This window comes from Halomonas sp. BC04, assembly GCF_000568385.1.
Map to the genome: position 1 here is coordinate 1 of NZ_AZQX01000252.1, position 18488 is coordinate 18488.

General features: G+C 62.2%; 19 protein-coding genes and 2 pseudogenes. 15 read left to right on the forward strand and 6 right to left on the reverse strand.

Features of this window, described 5'->3' with window-relative positions; genetic code table 11:
- The 8 genes and pseudogenes from Q427_RS17500 to Q427_RS17535 form a co-directional block, all read left to right on the forward strand.
- Nucleotides 1-1519, forward strand: a pseudogene (locus tag Q427_RS17500) (type VI secretion system Vgr family protein); the annotation flags it as partial.
- Nucleotides 1516-2238, forward strand: coding sequence for a DUF4123 domain-containing protein (locus Q427_RS17505; protein WP_043516334.1), 723 nt, complete (start codon nt 1516-1518; stop codon nt 2236-2238). The pseudogene Q427_RS17500 and the gene Q427_RS17505, both read left to right, overlap by 4 nt.
- A gap of 79 nt (nt 2239-2317) precedes the next feature.
- Nucleotides 2318-4747 (forward strand): hypothetical protein, encoded by a 2430-nt coding sequence (locus Q427_RS17510; protein ID WP_043516336.1) that lies wholly within the window; start codon nt 2318-2320, stop codon nt 4745-4747.
- Complete coding sequence (locus tag Q427_RS34315) at nt 4726-5874, forward strand: hypothetical protein (RefSeq protein ID WP_043516338.1); 1149 nt, start codon at nt 4726-4728, stop codon at nt 5872-5874. The genes Q427_RS17510 and Q427_RS34315 overlap by 22 nt, the downstream gene beginning before the upstream one ends.
- The gene (locus tag Q427_RS29110; RefSeq protein ID WP_051496492.1) at nt 5864-6859 is read left to right on the forward strand and encodes a hypothetical protein; all 996 of its coding nucleotides are present in this window, start codon (nt 5864-5866) and stop codon (nt 6857-6859) included. The genes Q427_RS34315 and Q427_RS29110 overlap by 11 nt, the downstream gene beginning before the upstream one ends.
- A gap of 260 nt (nt 6860-7119) precedes the next feature.
- Entirely contained in the window at nt 7120-7743 is a 624-nt protein-coding gene (locus tag Q427_RS17525) for a hypothetical protein (RefSeq protein WP_043516340.1), read from the forward strand.
- Nucleotides 7744-7776: 33 nt separating this feature from the next.
- A complete protein-coding gene (locus Q427_RS17530; protein WP_043516342.1) occupies nt 7777-7968 on the forward strand; it encodes a hypothetical protein in 192 nt (63 codons plus the stop codon).
- A 28-nt stretch (nt 7969-7996) separates the two neighbouring features.
- On the forward strand, nt 7997-8506 hold the full coding sequence (locus Q427_RS17535) for a hypothetical protein (RefSeq protein ID WP_043516344.1): 510 nt from the start codon (nt 7997-7999) through the stop codon (nt 8504-8506).
- Nucleotides 8507-9116: 610 nt separating this feature from the next.
- Here Q427_RS17535 and Q427_RS17540 read toward each other — a convergent pair.
- From Q427_RS17540 to Q427_RS31470, 3 genes and pseudogenes are all read right to left on the reverse strand, one after another.
- Nucleotides 9117-9899 (reverse strand): hypothetical protein, encoded by a 783-nt coding sequence (locus tag Q427_RS17540; protein ID WP_043516346.1) that lies wholly within the window; start codon nt 9897-9899, stop codon nt 9117-9119.
- A gap of 49 nt (nt 9900-9948) precedes the next feature.
- A pseudogene (locus Q427_RS37015) lies at nt 9949-10314 on the reverse strand (hypothetical protein); the annotation flags it as partial.
- On the reverse strand, nt 10314-10472 hold the full coding sequence (locus Q427_RS31470) for a hypothetical protein (protein WP_155833608.1): 159 nt from the start codon (nt 10470-10472) through the stop codon (nt 10314-10316). The gene Q427_RS31470 and the pseudogene Q427_RS37015, both read right to left, overlap by 1 nt.
- 145 nt (nt 10473-10617) lie before the next feature.
- Here Q427_RS31470 and Q427_RS17545 point away from each other — a divergent pair, with 145 nt between their 5' ends.
- The 5 genes from Q427_RS17545 to Q427_RS17565 all read left to right on the forward strand — a co-directional run bounded on the left by Q427_RS17545 (nt 10618) and on the right by Q427_RS17565 (nt 14534).
- Nucleotides 10618-11187 (forward strand): hypothetical protein, encoded by a 570-nt coding sequence (locus tag Q427_RS17545; protein WP_043516348.1) that lies wholly within the window; start codon nt 10618-10620, stop codon nt 11185-11187.
- Entirely contained in the window at nt 11184-12287 is a 1104-nt protein-coding gene (locus tag Q427_RS17550; protein ID WP_043516350.1) for a beta-ketoacyl-ACP synthase III, read from the forward strand. The genes Q427_RS17545 and Q427_RS17550 overlap by 4 nt, the downstream gene beginning before the upstream one ends.
- Nucleotides 12288-12289: 2 nt before the next feature.
- Nucleotides 12290-12973, forward strand: coding sequence for a hypothetical protein (locus tag Q427_RS17555; protein WP_043516352.1), 684 nt, complete (start codon nt 12290-12292; stop codon nt 12971-12973).
- Nucleotides 12966-13820 (forward strand): DUF6999 family protein, encoded by an 855-nt coding sequence (locus Q427_RS17560; RefSeq protein ID WP_043516354.1) that lies wholly within the window; start codon nt 12966-12968, stop codon nt 13818-13820. The genes Q427_RS17555 and Q427_RS17560 overlap by 8 nt, the downstream gene beginning before the upstream one ends.
- 84 nt (nt 13821-13904) lie before the next feature.
- Nucleotides 13905-14534 (forward strand): glutathione S-transferase family protein, encoded by a 630-nt coding sequence (locus tag Q427_RS17565; protein WP_043516356.1) that lies wholly within the window; start codon nt 13905-13907, stop codon nt 14532-14534.
- 26 nt (nt 14535-14560) lie between these two features.
- Here Q427_RS17565 and trhA read toward each other — a convergent pair whose 3' ends face one another.
- Entirely contained in the window at nt 14561-15220 is a 660-nt protein-coding gene (gene trhA / locus Q427_RS17570; RefSeq protein WP_043516358.1) for a PAQR family membrane homeostasis protein TrhA, read from the reverse strand.
- A gap of 39 nt (nt 15221-15259) precedes the next feature.
- The gene (gene ribA, locus Q427_RS17575) at nt 15260-15895 is read right to left on the reverse strand and encodes a GTP cyclohydrolase II (protein WP_043516360.1); all 636 of its coding nucleotides are present in this window, start codon (nt 15893-15895) and stop codon (nt 15260-15262) included.
- 185 nt (nt 15896-16080) lie between these two features.
- On the opposite strand from ribA, the gene hemE reads away from it, so the two are divergent.
- Nucleotides 16081-17163, forward strand: coding sequence for a uroporphyrinogen decarboxylase (gene hemE / locus Q427_RS17580; RefSeq protein ID WP_155833609.1), 1083 nt, complete (start codon nt 16081-16083; stop codon nt 17161-17163).
- Entirely contained in the window at nt 17156-17524 is a 369-nt protein-coding gene (locus Q427_RS17585; protein WP_043516364.1) for a VanZ family protein, read from the forward strand. Before hemE ends, Q427_RS17585 begins: the two co-directional genes overlap by 8 nt.
- Nucleotides 17525-17855: 331 nt before the next feature.
- Here the strand turns inward: Q427_RS17585 and Q427_RS17590 are convergent, their stop codons facing one another.
- On the reverse strand, nt 17856-18380 hold the full coding sequence (locus tag Q427_RS17590; RefSeq protein WP_043516377.1) for a peptidylprolyl isomerase: 525 nt from the start codon (nt 18378-18380) through the stop codon (nt 17856-17858).
- Between the last annotated feature and the right edge of the window lie 108 nt (nt 18381-18488).

Here is an 18488-nt window from a genome sequence, read left to right on the forward strand (position 1 = left end):
CGGCGCCACTGCGCCATGTGCGCAAACTCAAGCAGGTCTCTCGGGTCCGGCCCGCCTCGGCCATGCTCAAGGACTACTCCTTCAAGCAACCGGCGTATGCCCAACTTCACGAACAGATGGCGGAAGGTTGGAGGAGCATGGCCAGAGAGCCGGCGTTGATAAAGAGTACGAGCATTTCGACTACCCCGGCCGCTACAAGGCCGACGCCTCCGGCGAGGCCTTCACCCGCATTCGCCTGGAGCACCTGCGCCACGACGCCCTGACCGCCGCCGCCGAGAGCGACCTGCCCGAGCTTGCCCCGGGCCACCGCTTCACCCTCACCGACCACGACGCCGAGCGCCTCAACCGCGATTGGCAGGTGGTCAAGGTGATACATACCGGCAAGCAGCCCCAGGCCCTGGAAGAGGATGCCGTGGGTGTCACCGCCCGCGACCGCCAGGGCATGGACGGCAACGACAGCACTCGCTATTCCAACACGCTGGTCCTCACCCCCGGCGACACCGCCTGGCGCCCCGAGCCGACCCCCAAACCGAGAGTGGACGGCCCCCAGGTCGCCTTCGTGGTCGGTCCCGAGGGTGAGGAAATCCACTGTGACCCCCACGGCCGGGTCAAGGTGCAGTTCCCCTGGGATCGCTACGCCGAGCCCAACGAGGCAGCGAGCGCCTGGATCAGAGTGAGCCAGGGCTGGGCCGGCGGCGGCTACGGTAGTATCGCCATACCCCGGATCGGGCACGAGATCATCGTCTCGTTCCTGGAGGGTGACCCGGACCAGCCGCTGATCACCGGGCGCACCTACCATGCGGTGAACACCCCGCCCTACGAGCTCCCAGCGCACAAGACCCGTACCGTCATCCGCACCCAGAGCCACAAGGGCGACGGCTTCAACGAACTGCGCTTCGAGGACGAGGCCGAGCGGGAACAGATCTGGCTGCACGCCCAGAAGGACCTGGAGCTGCTGACCAACAACGACCGCACCGAGGAGATCGGCAACGACAGCTTCCTCACCGTGCATAACGACCGCATCGGCGAGATCCATGGCGACGACCACCTGACCGTGCATGGGCAGCGCCACACCCAGGTCGACGGCGACGACCACCTGATCGTCGACGCCACCCGTCACGAGAAATATGGCCGTGCCCAGCTGGTCGAAGCCGGCCAGGAGATCCACCACAAGGCGGGTATGAAAGTGGTGATCGAAGCCGGTGCCGAGATCACCCTCAAGGCCGGTGGCAGCTTCGTCAAGCTCGACCCCAGCGGCGTGACCATCGTCGGCCCCAGCGTCAAGATCAACTCCGGCGGCAGCCCCGGCTCGGGCTCAGGTCAGGCGGCCCAGGGGCCGGCGTTGCCGAGGGAGGCCGTTGCGGAGGAGCATGAGGATGTCACCATGGGGCCGGTTTTCGGCAAGCGTCTCGATCAAGCCATGGCCGAAGACATCCCCATGATTGAGCGCTGCCAATTGCAGCGCGATGGCAGCTGCCCCTTGTCTGACTGTCCTTGCGGGAACCGGTCTCTGTCATGAAAGTGATTCGTACCGATTCGTTGACCGAGTTGCTCAGGAAAGTGAGCCGCCACCTGAGTCACTGGCTGGTACTCGAAGAGAGCGGCCAGACTCTGACATCGCTCTACCGACAGGTGCCGGCACTCGAGTACGAGTGGTTGTTCCTGGAAACGCCCTATGCCGACTTCCTGAAAAGGAGTCCCGTGGTGTTACGCGTGAACAATGCGATGAGTGGCATGCTCCAGGCATTCTCCCAAGACCCGAGAAAGGGCATTTCGCCGGGTATCGTCGTGGCTAGCCAAGCCTCGGAAGAAGAAGTACTGGTGCATCTGCGCCGCTGTTTGAGCGTCGCCTTCTATGGCGATCGCAAAGGCATGTTGCGTTATTACCATCCTGATGTCGCGGCAGCGCTCTTCGGTTCACCCGAGCACGTCAGCCAGGCCTGGTTTGGCCCCCTTGAACGCTGGATATGGCATGGCGAAGCGCACCCGCGAATGTCTGCAGCTTCCGCATGGCATGCGCTATGTGCCGATGATGACGAGTCCGCGCCGCATGAAGCGCCAGGCCACACTGCACGAACCCAGGCGGCAGCGACGCCAGCCGTTGCTCTGTCCCGAGGGCAGGAAGCGGCATTGGAGCGCCATATACGAGTGATGAGGCCTGGAAGGAGTTCCATCAGCCCGGCGAGAGTCTTGACGAACCGGAAACTTACCGTCGTTTTCTTGCCAGTGCCCACCTAGAACAGGCGTTGGACCGGAAAAACGATCCATCTGCCGTTGTTGAAGCGCCGACGCAATCCCCCAGTCAATGGAGTGCCACATGAGCCAGGAATTGAGCCAGCACAAGGCGTGTGAAGAACCCAAGCTCTTCATTCAGGTCATGGGCAAGGAACATCCTGAGGGCCATCGCTTCGTGTTCTTCGACCTGGAAGACCAGCAGGAGCAGGCCGCTCTTGCCGAGGCGGTCGAGGAAGAGGATCTACAGGAACCACTGAGCCGTATTCACGGCTGGGCCTGGGAAGGGCAGCCGCGTCGCAATGTCTGGCTGGAGATCGCCAGCGACGAAGGTGAGCCGATACGAGTGCCGCTGTTCGGCAACGTGGACGCCACGCCCTGGCAGGAGCACGAGCAGCATACCGTCCATCAACACCATGTCGTGCAGCCCGTCATACCGCTGGCCTTTTGGCAGTCGCTGCTGGATGACGCCACCCATGCGCTGCCGTGTCGCCCCGGCTACCTGTATATCCATTATCGGGGAGCCATATGGCGGGAAATCGAGGTGGGCGTCTCCGAGTCAGGCGAGTGGCAGTTCCGGGATGTCGATCTGGCGCAGCACCGTAGCGATGCCGATGGCTATGTCGACGACCGTCGCCCCGCCAACGGCCAACCGCTGGTGGAGCTATGGTTGCCGGCACGCCGAGAAATGAACTGGCTGAGCCGCGAGGTGAAGGTCGCGTTTTCCGACGTTCAATGGTCGGCTGCCAGGCTGAACCACCTGGAAGCCCATCCTACGGCAATCAACCAGCGCTTCCAGTCCGTCTCCCTGCGCGCTGCGTCCGAGCGTATCGCGAGTGGCCAGCTTCTCGCGGCCGACCGGTTGGTGCCGCAGCGGGAACGCAGCCCCAGCCTCGAAACGCAACTCGCGCATCCTCCGCTCTGGACCGAGGACCTGTCGGGCAACACCGTCTCTTCACGCTATCAGCAAGCATTGAGCGAGCAGCAACGCTTCGATGGTGGTGGATCGGATGCGGTGAACGGTGCCTGGAACGAGGCCAACAGAGACGACTCGCCCCTGAAACAGGAGGTCGGCCTGCGCACTGCCGCCGTTGAAGTGGTGTGCCAGGCAAACCGCAGCACGCCTACCGCAGCACAGGCTCAAGAGGACAACGAGTCACCTGTCTGGGAAGACCTCCCCGAAGGCAACGATGTCCTCGAGGATGCGCGAGAACGCCAGATACCGGGGCTTGTCATCGATGACCCCCTGTTCGAACTGCGCCATGCCCTCAGTCAGACACAGCTGGCGCAGAACTACCTGATGCTGCTGCTCGAGCGCTGCGCTTCCCGGCCCCACTATCGCAGCGCCGTCATGGTACAGAAGCGCATCATGCCCGAGCGCATCGGCGGCGAGGACAACCCGCTGCGTCGCCTCGCTTCGCAGCCGGCGCTGCGCTACCTGGGAGGGGAGTTCCACACCAGCGTGGCCACGCTGGCGCGCGACATTGCCCATCGGCTTTGGGAGTTTCACCAGACGCGACTGGCCGATCTGCTGGGGAGCGCGGGCCACCAGCGGGTGCTGGCCGACTACTTCAGCCTGGAGGGCAGCGACTACGTCAGCGGCTTCTGCCTGGCAGAGCAGTGCTTCACCGCCCTGAGCCTCGACCCGAAGCGTGTCGATACCCTGGTGGAGCAGGATATCCCCAGCCTGTTCCATACCGCTAATGCGGCAAAGGCCCAGCGCACCCTGCTTTCCCTGCTCGAAGATGGTAGCCGTGAACCGCTGCATGCCATGTGCTTCCCCGACAGCGACGCCCACCCTGCCGAGCTGCCCTTCGTGCTGCCGGAGGAGGAAAGCAACGACGGCAGTGGCCGTTTCCGGGTCAAGGCGCTGGCCGAAGAGGGGGAGCGCAACGACGTGCCGGAGAAGGACGACCTGCAGACCTTCGAAGCTTCATTGCTTGCTGCCATCGCTCGCACCATCGCGCCAGGCGAACTCCAGCGCTGGGCCGGTGCGCTCGATAGTGTATTCGGCAAGATCGCCGAGAGTGGGAAAAACCTGCTGGCTCAAGTGGCAGACGAGAGCCAACGTACGGCCATGACGGCCAAGGTCTATCTGCCCGCCTTCAATGCCTCGCGCGGCGCCATACATAGCCTTTTAGGCGATCTCACCTTCCAGCCGCTGGGGGATGTCGACCTGGGGCGTTATGTATTAGTCGGTGTGGAAGACGTGGCAACAGGTATGAGGTTTGGTATCGACGCCGCCGAAAGGGAGTACATCGCCAAGAACAACCACCGCCAGTTCTATGGCGAGGTATATCGCACCTCGGACGGCAAGTTGCTGGGCGGCACCAATCAGCGGCGACTGAATTCCATGGGGGAGGTAGGCGAAGCCGCGAGGTGCGCTTCGTGTTTGCCCCCGCCGACTCACGCGCAGCCGACCTGGTGCGCCGTGGTAGCAGTCGTATCGGCTTTGTCGAGCGTGCCACCGATGCAACCCGGTTGCCCTATATCATGGTCGTCGTGCAGGCGGTGAATTTGGGGCAGAGTGCTAGTGCACTAGGGGAAAGCTTAAAAGCAAGGACTATCTTTGGCATTTTTACCGCAGCGATCGATTTGAGCCTCGCTACCTTAAACGTGAGTGACTATATAACTCGTCGGTATCAGGCGCCAAGGCCTATCGTCAGCATTAGCCAGTTTAGCCGTACTGTTCTGCTACACAATCAAGGCACCAATTTTTTGTTACGCCGAATTCCTGAAATGATACGGGTTAACTGGGTGGCTGCGAAAATGGCAGGCATCTTGATGGCCGTCTCGATGACTTGGGCAGCTATAGAACGCTTGCGTGAGGGGGATATAGATGCTGCGTTGGCCTATGGTGTGGCAGCGGCCGGCGCCACACTTTTGATACTATTCAGTGGCCCGGTGGGCTGGGTTGGTTTGGCGCTGTTGCTTGGCGGTGGCGTAGCCGGCATGTTGTTGACTGATGGGCCGCTGGAGCAGTGGATCAAGCATGGCCCCTTCGGTGACCAGCGCGGCCTCGCCCCATGGCTGGAGGAGCCGGAGGAAGCCTACTATCGCCTGCAGAGCCTATTCGCCAATATTCAGGTCTCGTTGCGCAGGATTAGCCCCGTGGAGCGTGACGCCCTGTTGGCTCGGATTGGCAAGACTCACACCTCACCCGTTGAAACGGCCATGCCGATGGGTCGTCTCTGGCAGGATCATTTCGATTCGCGCCAGGCCATCAATACCGCCATCGAGGTACACAGTGCCTTGCCCGGTATGGGGATCGAGTTGAACGACGTCACGGTGCTGCGACTGGTACAGGGATCGCACTATCGTTCGCCGGCCGGCAGTGCTTGGCGTGAGACATCCGCGAGGCGCACTCAGCCCTTGCTTACGCAGCTGAGCGCTCAGCACATTACCTACTTCGTGCACTCTCCCGCCAACGAGCCTATGCGTGGTTTTGGCACCAGCACCGAGTATCGCTGGGACGTTCAGGTACAATTCCGTGAAGCAACGCAGATACCGTTGCGCCCTAGTGGGCGCATCTACCCTGCACCGGCCCCGCTGACGGCCATGCCGGAGGATATGTCGGCCGTCCTCAGCATTGAGAAAGCCGAAGATGACTACTGGATCAAGGAAAGACTCAATGTCCGCTAAAGAAACTATTGGCGACTACTACGCCGATACCGCCTATACCCCTGCCAAGCGCCAGCAGTGGGAGGCGGCGAATCCTGAGCGGGATACTATCATCGGCTCGCGGCTATCCTGGAATCGCCGGACCCAAGATAATGGGATGGAAGAGGATTATGATTTTAGCCATATCCAAATCTCTGAAAAAGAAGAGAAACGTTGCATTGATAGCGGCGTAAAAAATGGTGATATTTACCGCTTGCTAAAAATGTGCTACGACAACCAAGCAATCATGCCGCCAAATTATACGGCATTAGCAAAGTACATGCATGTGGGTATGGCGCTTTCTATGGGGTTTTTTTTTCTTTTCTCTATTGGTTTTTGTTTAATCGTTTTAATTGGTTTTTACCATTGGCTCATTGGTGGAAATGATTTCGAATATTTTTTATCACTTCTACTTGAGAGTGCGAAGTTTTCCTTCCCAATAATTACTGCCGCATTGATTTTTTGGAAGGGGGGGGGGTATCTGAAAAAAAAGCGCCCAGAAGTTTTCTTGGGAATGAGAAAAGGCCCCCTCTGGCAAGCCAACCGGCAAACGGGACTTTTCACTATATATGATCCTAGGAATGCCTGGGAAACTCGCCTGGAAGCTCCCTTCTGGGAGTTCGATGCCTTTCTGCAGAGTTCCCCCGATACCCAAGGCAGCGCCAACTACTCGCTGATTCTCTACCACCCCTTCCAGCGCATCCGCCAGAAGCTGGATGCCCAGTTCCCGCCGACCAAGATGCCCGGTGAGCTGGTCGCGGCGTGGCAGTTCCTGCAGCGCTACATGGACGTCTCGCAGCCGCTGCCCGATGTGCCGGGCCTGGAGATTCACCGCCACAAGGACCCCACCACGGCGGCGGCTGATCAGCAGCAGGGCCGTGACCCGCGCTACTGGCGGGACATGGACGAAGCCAGCGTAAAGAAGATCCAGGAAGAGAAGTACCGCAAGAATATCCGCCTGCGCTAAACTGCAGCGAGCGAGTCAGTCACCGGGCCTTTTACAGAAAGGCCCTGGCACAGCTGTTGCCTGAAATCAAGCAGCGGGGCGGAAAAGTCAACTATCTGGGCAGGCGCAGGGCGTTTGCCTGCGGTAGCAATGGGGCATGGCAATTCGATACCTGATGGGTTAGGTGTTGCACTTGGTCACTGAGACCGCCATTTCAAATGTGTTCTTGTTTTTACTCTCGCGTTCTTTCACATCAAACTACCGTCTCAAGGAGAAAGCGTATGCTCCCATTAAGTTTCAAGAAGTCGTTTGACATTGAATTCATCCAATCCCTGTATGATCGGCTTCAGTCCCATGATAATTCTCTGAAGCTAGTACTAAGGACAAAGAGCGGGCGAAAGACCGATGATCCCAGCAAGGCCCGCATGGGGGAAATTCGTAATGCCAGCAACAAACCGCTGTTTGGATTGCACCCAAAGGAGGGAGTCGTAAACCTGGGTCATGCAGGGGAACTGCAGGCGCCCTTGCTTGCTTTTTTGAAGGAGCAGGGCATCGATCAGCAAGAAGTCAGCTCAGACCTTGGAATCATCTGCATCGTGATTTACGTCGTGTTAATCGCTGGCGGCGGATTGATTTATACCACCAGCAACAATGCTGAATTCCTCTACCCCTACCTCCTTGCCTGTGTGGCCTTCGTACTCTCGGGCCTGACATTGTTGTCATATGCTTATAAGCCCGGACAAGAGAAATGGTCTATTCCGGCCATGATACTCCTCGCCATCGGAGCCTTACCCACTTCCCCGTCGAGCCTACTAGCGTTGCCGATAATCAAATCACTTGGGCGCGCCAAGCTACATAGGCTTCTTAACCAGGACGGGGAAGGCGCAGAGACAGCCCATACCTAGCCCCAGCCATATTCAGCTTAGGAGTGTGAAAGGGTGGCTCCACGGGAGCAGTGGGCCAAGCCTTCTCGTCAACTGAGCGAACTCAGCGAGCAGCTGCGCGCCGTCTACCAGCGCGGAGAGAGCTTCATTGAGCTTGGCAATATCGAGCAGCGGTTCGGCGTCGAGGCGGTGCAGACGCCGCGGTCGACCTATCGGATCTTGCCATTTGCGGCCAGCGCGGCCTGACGACTCCGTATACATCGAGGATAGCCCGATGCAACCCACTGCACTTCAGAGCCTGGTGGCGGCTCTCGTTCGCTGTTTTGCCATCTATCTCGGGCTCACGGCTCTGCGCTTTGCGGTGCAGGGCGCAAGTCTATACAGCAGTGATTTTCACTACCTGTATATCGGTTATTTCGTCGTCACCACTCTGCTGTTTACCGGCGTGGCGCTCGCACTCTGGCGCTATCACATAGCCGTGGCAGGGCGGTTGCTGCCTCGCGAGGCGAAAGAAGAGGCGCTACCCGCAATGAAGGGGGCCACTTTCGAGACCGGACTGATCGGGGCGGTGGGGCTCTATGTGGCCGTGGCGGCGATGCCCCAGCTCGTTAACCATAGCGCCTGGCTGTTTTATGACAGTGAGCTGTTTGGTGCCCAGCGGATCGTGGAGGGGCGAGTGGCCTTTATCGGCAGCCTGGTGCAGCTTTGTCTGGGCTTGGTGCTGCTACTGCGGGCGCCTGGTATACGGCATCTGATCGCCAGGTTGCGTACCGGGGGAACCTGAGTCGGGCGCTTCAGGATAATGTAATGCGAGCTAAAGCTACCTCCAACACCGAATTTTTCTATGTGTGGAATTGTTGGGTCTTTAAAGCAAATAAAAAGCCCGGCCAAGCGGCCGGGCTTTTCATCGATGCTTCCTTTCCAACCTACCTTGGGCTTCCTGCCCAAGCATCCCTGGTTTTGAGCGTTCCGTTGCTCGGTCTTCCGTGTTGGGCTTTCCCTTGCCCCATGTGTGTAGGATGGCAGGCCTGAAGGAGTAATGAATTAACCTGGGATAATGAATCCTGTAAGGAATTGTCGTCACAAGGTGTAGGGACGTTAGGCACCGAGGGTCGCCGGTAACGGCAAAACGAAAAGCCCGGCCTTTCGGCCGGGCTGGATCTTCGCTTCCTTACATCCACCTCGGGTATCCTTCCGCCCCGAGCATCCCTGGATAGTCGAGTCTTCCTGACTCGGTCGTCCCTGGCTGAGCCTCCTTGCCCAGTGCATCTTCACTGTGCCTACTCCGAGCACCTTCCGACGTTAACCTGCGGCAAGTGGCGTGTAAGAAATTGCCGATAAGATTTGTAGGCTATGGCTTACACGGCGTTCGATGCTGCTTTCCTCCGTCTGCTTCAGGTGCGGCCCAGCGGTTCTCCTATCGGCTGCGGATGGGCCCGCAACAGCCACGAGGCAGCGGCGACGCCGACCAGGCCGAAGAGGGCACCGGGCAGGGCGCCGAGGGCCAGGCTGACGATAATGCCCCCCAGAAGTGCCGCCCCGCCGACGAGAATGGCCGGCGTCCCTGTGGCCGAGACCACGTCACGCTTGCGGCTCATCTCGAAGGTCACCACCGCGACCATGACGGGGGCGACGGAGACGATGCACAGCAGGATCCACCACAGGCGGCCGAGCCAGAAGCCGACTTCGCCGGGGATGCCGGCGTCGATGGGAAGGCCTAGGCGCTCGCCCAGCCAGGCCGCCGGTAGCTCGGCGAGCTTGTGCCAGAGATAGAGCGGCATGCCAAGGGCGCCGAGGATCGTCACTACTCGGTCGATCCGGCGGCGCTCCAGCAGGCGGCGCACGGGGCTTTCGAAGGTCAGCACTGCTCCGACCTGGACCCACATCACCCCCACCAGGGCCAGGGTCGGCGGCAGCAGGTTGCTGGGCACGCCAAACTTGCCATCGACCATGGCCACGGGATAGCCCGATGCCACCGCAGCGGCCAGCCACAGCAGGCCGAGTATCAGCAGGGCGAGGCCGAAGCCCAGCCCCGAGAAGCGGCCGCGCTTCCAGCGATGCCGAGCTGCTGCGGCAGCAGCCAGACGACGACGGCGTTGATCCAGCCGATGCCGCCGCCGTTGGCGGTGACGCGGGTGCCAGCTCCAGCAACTCGCCGGGAGCCGTGATGCCGGCACGCAGCAGATCGACCGCGGCGGCGATCAGCAGCAGGCCCGCCACGGCCTTGAGCCCCCAGCGATTATCGGCCCATACGCTGAGCGGCAGCAGGGCCTGGACCCCAAGCAGCATCATCAGGAACCAGAGATGCACGGTCAGCGAGTGGTTGAGCGGGCCGAGCAGGCGGCCGCCGGTGTAGGTGGCGATAACCACGAAGGCCACCAGCACCGCCAGGTAGGTAACGGTGGGTCGCGCCAGGCCCAGTGCCCGGCCTGCCCACCAGTGCAACTGCCGGTGGCCCTGTTCCAGCCGGCGCTGGGCGCCGTCGGCGCTCACCGCCGCGGAGACGAACACGAACAGCGGAACTACCTGCAATACCCAGGTGAGCACGCCGGCCCCAGTCCAGACCATCAGCAGGTGATCGGTGGTGGTCATCAGCCGTCCTCGAGCCGGGGCAGGGTGGCGATCCAGTGCCCGAAGACCACTACCAGCAGGGCGCCGGCGCGCAGGGCGTCGGGGTAGCGGTCACGGGCTGCCTGGGGTTCACCGTCATTGCCCGTGGACGAGTCCAGCTTCTGCGTTGCCTGTTTCATGACGTCTCGTTTCCATTCGATTGGCGCTTGCAAATGGCTTGCGGCTGGTGGATATTAGTTATCGAACAGTGTTTCCTAACATCATCCATGAAACATCCGCGCCATGCAAGAAGGTCGTGAAGCGCACTGAAACCGAGGAAATGCCATGGAGACTCACACGCTGCTGATCCATGTCCTGCTGTACGTCTTCCTGCCGCTATGGGGGATCGCCGGCTTCGTCGACTGGTGCTGTCACCGGGCCACGCGAATCGAGGAGACTTCGGGTCTGAAGGAGAGCCTGATGCACTCGGCAATGGGTATCCAGGTGGGTATCCCCATCATCATCTGCCTGCTCTACCGTATCAATGTCCTGGTGCTGCTGCTCTGCCTGCTGGCCTGGGTGCTGCATGAGGCCGTGGCCCACTGGGACGTTCACTTCGCCGCGCCGCGCCGGCACATCAGCATCTGGGAAATGCATGCCCATACCTACCTGGGCAGCCTGCCGCTCTACATGCTGGCGATGATCCTGGTGATCAACTGGCCGGTGGTGCTGGATCTGGTCTCCTTCAACTGGCAGGGCCAGATGCGGCTGGTGCCGGTGGACGTGCCCCACGGCGGAGAGCGCTACCTGCCCTATTACCTGACCTTCATGGGGCTGCTGTGCGTGCTTCCCTACCTGGAAGAGAATCTGCGCTGCCTGCGCCACTACCTGAAGCACAGGGGAGAGCCTGCATGAGCGTCTACATCACCAGTACCGGCCACCACCTGCCGGGGGAGCCCGTCGACAACGAGCGGATCGAGGCGGTGCTCGGCCTGGTCAACGGCAAGCCGAGTCGCTTGAAGCGCCGGATCCTGCAGTCCAACGGCATACGGCAGCGACACTACGCCATCGATGCCGACCACAACACCCTGATCAGCAACGGCGAAATGGCCGCGCGGGCGGGTCAGGTCTGCCTCGATGAGAGTTACCTGGGGAAATCACGGCTCGATATGCTCAGCGTGGCCACCAGCCAGGGCGATCTGGTGCTGCCGGGCTTCGGCAGCATGGTCCAGGCGGAGCTGGGCATGGGCGGCGTGGAGCTGCACAGCAGCCACGGCATCTGCTCCAGCAGCATGATGGCGCTCAAGGCGGCGTACACCGGGCTGAAGGCCGGCGAGCACGACAATGCGCTGGTAATCGCCAGCGAGCTGGCCTCAAGGCTGTTCAAGGCCAGCCGCTACGAGGCGGTCGACCGGGAGATCGATTTCAACGCCGAGTTCCTGCGCTGGATGCTGTCGGACGGCGCCGGGGCGCTGCTGCTGGAAAATGTGCCGCGGCGACGCTGTTTTCGCATCGACTGGATTCGCGGCTTCTCTCATGCCGACGCCTACCCGGTTTGCATGAGCGTCGGCCGGGCGGCGGGGGGCGATGAGAGGAGCTGGCAGGACTTTGCCACCTATGCCGAGGCGGAGGCCGCCGGGGCTCTGCTGATCCGCCAGGACGTTCGCCTGCTCGACAATATCGTCAAGCTCGGGGTGGATGGGCTGCTGCGCCTGATCGACGAGCGGCGGGTCGAGGTGGGCAAGATCGACCATGTGCTCTGCCATTATTCGTCGCACTATTTCCGCGGCAGGATCTTCGACATGTTGACCCAGGCCGGTGCCGCCATTGCCGAAGAGAAGTGGTACACCAACCTCTATACCCGCGGTAATACCGGCTGCGCCTCGTTGTTCATCATGCTCGACGAGTTCCGTCGTACCCAGCAGTACCAGGCCGGCGACACCATCCTCTGCATGGTGCCGGAAAGCGGCCGCTTCAATAACGTCTACATGCAGCTCACGGTCGTGGAGGAGTAACCATGGAAAGCAAGGTCACCACCCAACTGGGCCAGGAGTGCCTGCAAGGGTTGATGCGCATCTGGTTCGATTTTGAGCGCCAGCTGGGCCGGGTGCCGGTCATCCAGCGCCTGGAGCGCGGTAACTTCACCCGCGAGGATTACCGCAACCTGCTGTTGCATCTGCGCCAGCAGGTGATCGAAGGGGCGCGCTGGATCACCCGCGGCGCCTCTAGCTTCGAGCGGGACTACGTTGACGTGCGCTCGGAAGTGATCGGCCATGCCAAGGAGGAACATCGCGATTACGAGATGCTGGAGGCGGACTTTGTCGCGGCGGGGGGCGAGCTGAATGAGATCCGCGAGGGGCAGCGCAATGCCGGCAGCGAAGCACTGCACGCCTTCATGATGTACCGCGCCACCCAGTCCAATCCGGTGGACCTGATCGGCGCCATGTGGATCATCGAAGGGTTGGGGCAGAAGATGGCCGGCGACTGGGCCCGGCGCATCGACGAGGCCACCGATGGCGATGGCCGCTATACCTGCTTCATGCGCTATCACGGCGAGAACGACGACGCCCACCTGGACAAGCTCTACTCGCTGATCGACCGGGTGTGCCGCACGCCGGAGGCGCTGCACTCGATCCTGCGCACCGCGCGGGTGGTGGCGCGGCTCTATGCCCTGCAGCTGGAGGAGGTCGACCATGGCTGATGCCAGGCCGAGGCCCCGCAGCCCCTTCCTGCGTGCCCTCGAGTTCGACGACTCCCTGCCCATCGAGACCGAGGCGGTGCGGCTGTGGCTGGATGACATCGAGCGCCCCACGCGCTGGTCGCTGCGCCCGCTGCTGCAGTTCGTGCTGGCGATCCTGCTGCACCTGATCTGGTTCGTGAAGCGACTGCCGCTGCCGCAGTTCCGCGCCCACGGCCTGCTGCAGCGAATGATCTGCTGGTTCTGCACCCACTTCGTCAGCCCCAGCGCCAACCAGCTGATCCTGCGTCACTTCGCCACCGAGTCCAATATCCTCAACTTCCTCATCGACAATAGCCCTGAGGTGACGGTCGAACCCCTGGCGCTCTACCCGCGGCGCATCGACGACATGCTCGATGCCAGCTTCGTCAAGCACGACCAGGAGCTGTTCCGGGTGATCGAGGAGATGGGCCATTGGCGGCAGCGCTCCACGCCGCTGGCGCCGGATGCCATCAGTTGGCAGCACTGGCGGCCGCTGGAAAAGGGCGCCTTCGAAACGGCGCGCCGACGCACCCAGGTGCTGGACTTCGAGAGCGCCCACGCGCTGTTCATGTGCCTGTTCTGCCTGCTGCTGACCCGCGAGGAGTACCGCGACGCCATCAACGGCTTCAACCTCGACCAGTCGATCGCCATCCGCATCGGCCAACTGATCGGCGACCCGACCCTGGCCGAGATGGCCTACAACAAATACCCCCACTACCTGGTCGGCCCCTGGAACCTGAGCCAGCGCTTTTTGATGCACGGCTTCTTCACCGAGTACCTCTATGCTCGGCTGGAGCGGCTGCGGTGTCAGGGCGCGCCGGCCGGGTAGCGTACGGTTTTCCTCTGTCCGGTATGCTGTTGAGGCGTCAGAAACGGCTTGTTGCCACCCTTGTCACGTCGAAGGAGTGACCCAATGATCACGCTGTATGGCTTTCCCAACTCCCGCTCGCTGCGGGCCGCCTGGACCCTGGAGGAGCTGGGGGTCGAGTATGAGTACCATTCCGTCGACATGCTGGCCGCCGAGGGGCAGGGCGAGGCGCACCTGGCGCGCCACCCCGACGGCAAGGTGCCGGTGCTTGAGGACGATGAGCTGACGCTGTTCGAATCGACGGCCATCTGCCGCTACCTGGCCGAGCGCTATGGCGAACCGGGCAGCCTGCTGCCGGCGTCAATCGAGGGCCGGGCCCTGGTCGACCAGTGGATGAGTTTCGTGGTCAGCGAGCTGGAGCAGCCGCTGTGGACCCAGGCCAAGCACAAGTTCGCCCTGCCCCGGGAGCAGCGGGTGCCGGCGATACTGCCCACCGCAGCATGGGAGTTCCAGCGGGCGCTGGGCGCCTTGCAGCGGCGCTTTGACGGTGAGGGCTGGCTGGTCGGGGCGGGGTTCACCCTGGCGGATCTGCTGCTGGCGCATACCCTGAGCTGGGCCGTGCAGTTCAAGCATCGCCTGCCGGACTCGCTCAACGACTATCGCCGGCGCTGCATGGCGCGTCCCGCGCTGGCCAGGGCCATCGAGCGCGAGAAGCCGGCGGCCGAGCGAGGCTGAGCCTTGCGGCGCTTGGTGTTCTCCCGTCAGACCCCGTGGGGCAGCACCGCGGCATACACCGCAAAGTAGTGGCAGGTGCTGCCGCCGAGGACGAACAGGTGCCAGATGGCATGATTGTACGGTATCGCGCTGATGGCAAAGAAGATGACGCCCAGGGTATAGGTGATGCCGCCGGCGGCGAGCAGGGCGATGCCGCTGGTCGGCAGGCTTGATGCCATCTCGCCGCTGGCGAAGACAATCAGCCAGCCCATGATCAGGTAGATGGCGACCCGCATTACGGTGAAGCGATGGGGCCAGATCAGCTTGCAGGCGATGCCGAACAGCGCCAGGGACCAGACGATGGCAAACAGCGTCCAGCCGGTGGGGCCGCGCATGTTGACCAGCAGGAAGGGGGTATAGGTCCCGGCGATGAGCAGGTAGATGGCACAGTGGTCCAGATGCTGGAGCAAGCGCTTGAGCCGGGGGTGCTTGATGCCGTGATAGAGGGTTGAGGCGGTGTAGAGCAGCACCAGACTGACGCCGTAAAGCGTGATGCCGGCGATCTTCCAGGGGTCGACATGGGCGGCGAGACTGGCCAGCACGATCAAGACTACGACCCCGGCGAGGCTCAGGATGGCGCCAACACCGTGACTGATGCTGTTTAGCAGCTCCTCGATGACACTGTGGTGATGCTGGCTCTGCGGCATGGCTTTCTCTCAGAGGGGGCCCCGATGCCGTGATGCGGCTCAGGGCTTGCGTTCGATATCCACGTCGTCAGCCTGGGTGAAGTCCCCCAATGCCATCATGTGGCCGAGCTTGCCAGCCTTGGTGGAAAGGTAGTGCTCGTTATGGGGATTGAGACCGGTGGTGAGGGGCACTCGTTCCATGATGGTGACACCGGCCTGGGTCAGGGCATCGACCTTGCGCGGGTTATTGGTCATCAGCCGCAGGCCGTGGATGCCCAGGTGGTCGAGCATCGGCACGCAGAGATCGTAGCGGCGCATGTCGGCACCGAAGCCCAGCTGCTCGTTGGCTTCCACGGTGTCGGCACCCTGGTCCTGCAGGTGATAGGCGCGGATCTTGTTGAGCAGGCCGATGCCTCGCCCCTCCTGGCGCAGGTAGAAGAGCACGCCGCGCCCCTCGTCGGCGATGCGCTTGAGCGCCTCCTGCAGCTGATAGCCGCAGTCGCAGCGCATCGAGAACAGCGCGTCCCCGGTCAGGCATTCGGAGTGAACCCGCCCCAGCACAGGCTTGCCATCGGCCACGTCGCCCAGGGTCAGGGCGATGTGATCCTTGCCGGTGGCATCGTCCTCGAAGCCATGCATGGTGAAGGTGGCCCAGGGAGTGGGTAGCCGGGAGGCGGCGATGAATCGAATCGTCACGGGGTACCTCGGTGAAAGACCACGGCGATGCCGGAAGTGAATCCGCTATTCTAACAGGAACGCCGTCGGGGCTCACGATTGTGCGGTGTGTCGAGCGGCGTTCACTCTTTCCCTTGGCCTCGGTCAAGCCCTGTGCAAAATCATGCGCTACAATAGCCCGACATTTCCTGTGGATGACTGCCTGCATGGAACTCAAGAACGATCGTTTTCTGCGCGCCCTGTCGCGTCAGCCGGTAGACCGCACGCCGGTATGGATGATGCGCCAGGCCGGCCGCTACCTGCCGGAATATCGCGCCACCCGAGCCGTGGCCGGCGACTTCATGGACCTGTGTCGCAATCAAGACCTGGCCTGCGAGGTGACGCTGCAGCCGCTGGAGCGTTATCCGCTGGATGCCGCCATCTTGTTCTCGGATATCCTCACCATTCCCGATGCCATGGGGCTGGGGCTCTACTTCGAGACCGGCGAGGGGCCGAAATTCCGCAAGCCGGTGCGTACCGTGGCCGACGTGGAAGCGCTGAAGGCACCGGATGCCGAACGCGACCTGGACTACGTGATGCGAGCCGTATCGACCATTCGCCGCGAGCTGAACGGCCGCGTGCCGCTGATCGGCTTCTCCGGCAGCCCCTGGACGCTGGCCACCTATATGGTCGAGGGCAGCTCGAGCAAGGACTTCCGTCACGTGAAGACCATGCTCTATGACAACCCCGACGCCATGCATCAGCTGCTCGATACCCTGGCGCATTCGGTCACCGACTACCTGAATGCCCAGATCCGGGCCGGCGCCCAGGCGGTGCAGATCTTCGACACCTGGGGTGGCGTTCTCTCCACGCCGGCCTATCTGGAGTTCTCGCTGCGCTACATGGAGCAGATCGTCGCCGGCCTGATCCGCGAGCACGAGGGCCGGCGCGTGCCGGTGATCCTGTTCACCAAGAACGGGGGCCAGTGGCTCGAGGACATCGCCCTGGCGGGCCCGGATGCCCTGGGCATCGATTGGACCACCGAGCTTTCCGATGCCCGCTCCCGGGTCGGTCACAAGGTGGCGCTGCAGGGCAACCTGGACCCCAACGTGCTGTTCGCCCGCCCGGCCGCCATTCGTGCCGAAGTGGGGCGGATTCTCGACAGCTACGGGCACGGGCCGGGGCATATCTTCAACCTGGGCCACGGCATCAGTCAGTTCACCGATCCGGACAACGTCACCGCCTTCATGGACGCGCTGAACGAGCTGAGTCCCCAGTACCACCGGGCCATCCAGTACCAGAATGCCTGACAAAAGCACGCTGCAAACCTGGCATGACCGGCACCGCCTGTGGGCGGTGCTGGCCATTCTGGCGGCCATTATCATCGCCGTCGGAAGCCTGACCCCGGGTAGCGAGATGCCCGAGACGCTGCCCTGGGACAAGTTCAATCATTTCGTCGGCTATGGCGGACTGGCGGGACTGGTGGCGCTGGCGGGGGTGCGGCTGCCCTGGGCCTTCGCCACGGCGGTGTTCTATGGCATCTTCATCGAATACCTGCAGATACCGGTACCCGGACGCAGCGGTGGGGACTGGTGGGATATCCTCGCCAACACCCTGGGTGCGGCAACCGCGGTGCTGGTATTGCATGCGTTTCGCAAGCGGTTTACCTGATTACTCACCTTGATCAGCCATCGGGTCAATCAGATAAATCGTCCTCCCTTAGCGATTTTCTCCACCAGCGTTGCCACGCGGCTGTAGGAGTAGTTTCAGCTCCGGTCCGACGCATCGGCGACTGGAGGCCGCAGGCCTCCCGGCGGTGTTGACGGTATTCGCGACGACAATCAACCCTTCGCCCTCCGCCGAGGCGCCTGACGGCGCCAGTCGCGATGGGGACTCGGGGCGCCGAACCGAGCGCTCCGACAGCGATTCTATCCAACGACGTCGCCCCGTCACCGCAAGGTGACGGGGCGACGTCGTTTCCAGCCTGGCAATCGCTTCGCGGCTAGCGCAGCTCGGCGCGCTCGATGATCACCGGCTCGGCGGGCACGTCCTGGAAGGGCCCACGGGTGGTGGTGGGCACCGCGCGGATGGCATCCACCACGGCCATGCCGTCCACTACCTGGCCGAACACCGCATAGCCCCAGGCCTGGGCGGAGTGTGTGCCCTGGTGATCGAGAAAGGCATTGTCGGAGACGTTGATGAAGAACTGGGCGGTGGCTGAATGGGGGGCGCCGGTACGGGCCATGGCCAGTGTGCCTCGCTCATTCTTCAGGCCATTGTCGGCCTCGTTGGTGATCGGATCCCGGGTGGATTTCTGGCGGAAATCCTCGTCGAAGCCGCCGCCCTGGATCATGAAGCCGTCGATCACGCGGTGGAAGATGGTGCCGTCGTAGTGGCCGTCCTGGAGGTAGGTCAGGAAGTTGTTGACGCTTTCGGGGGCCTGCTCCTGGAACAGCTCGATGGCGATCTCGCCGTGGTTGGTATGCAGGATGACGTCGGCGTTGGTCGCGTCGGCCTGGGCGGCCAGCGGCAGGGTGCCGGCGACGAGAAGGCTCAACAGGGTTCGTTTCAGCACTGGGGACTCCTGTTCGTGGAACGAAGGGGCGTTGTCTGTGTGCCTAGCTTACGGTCTGCG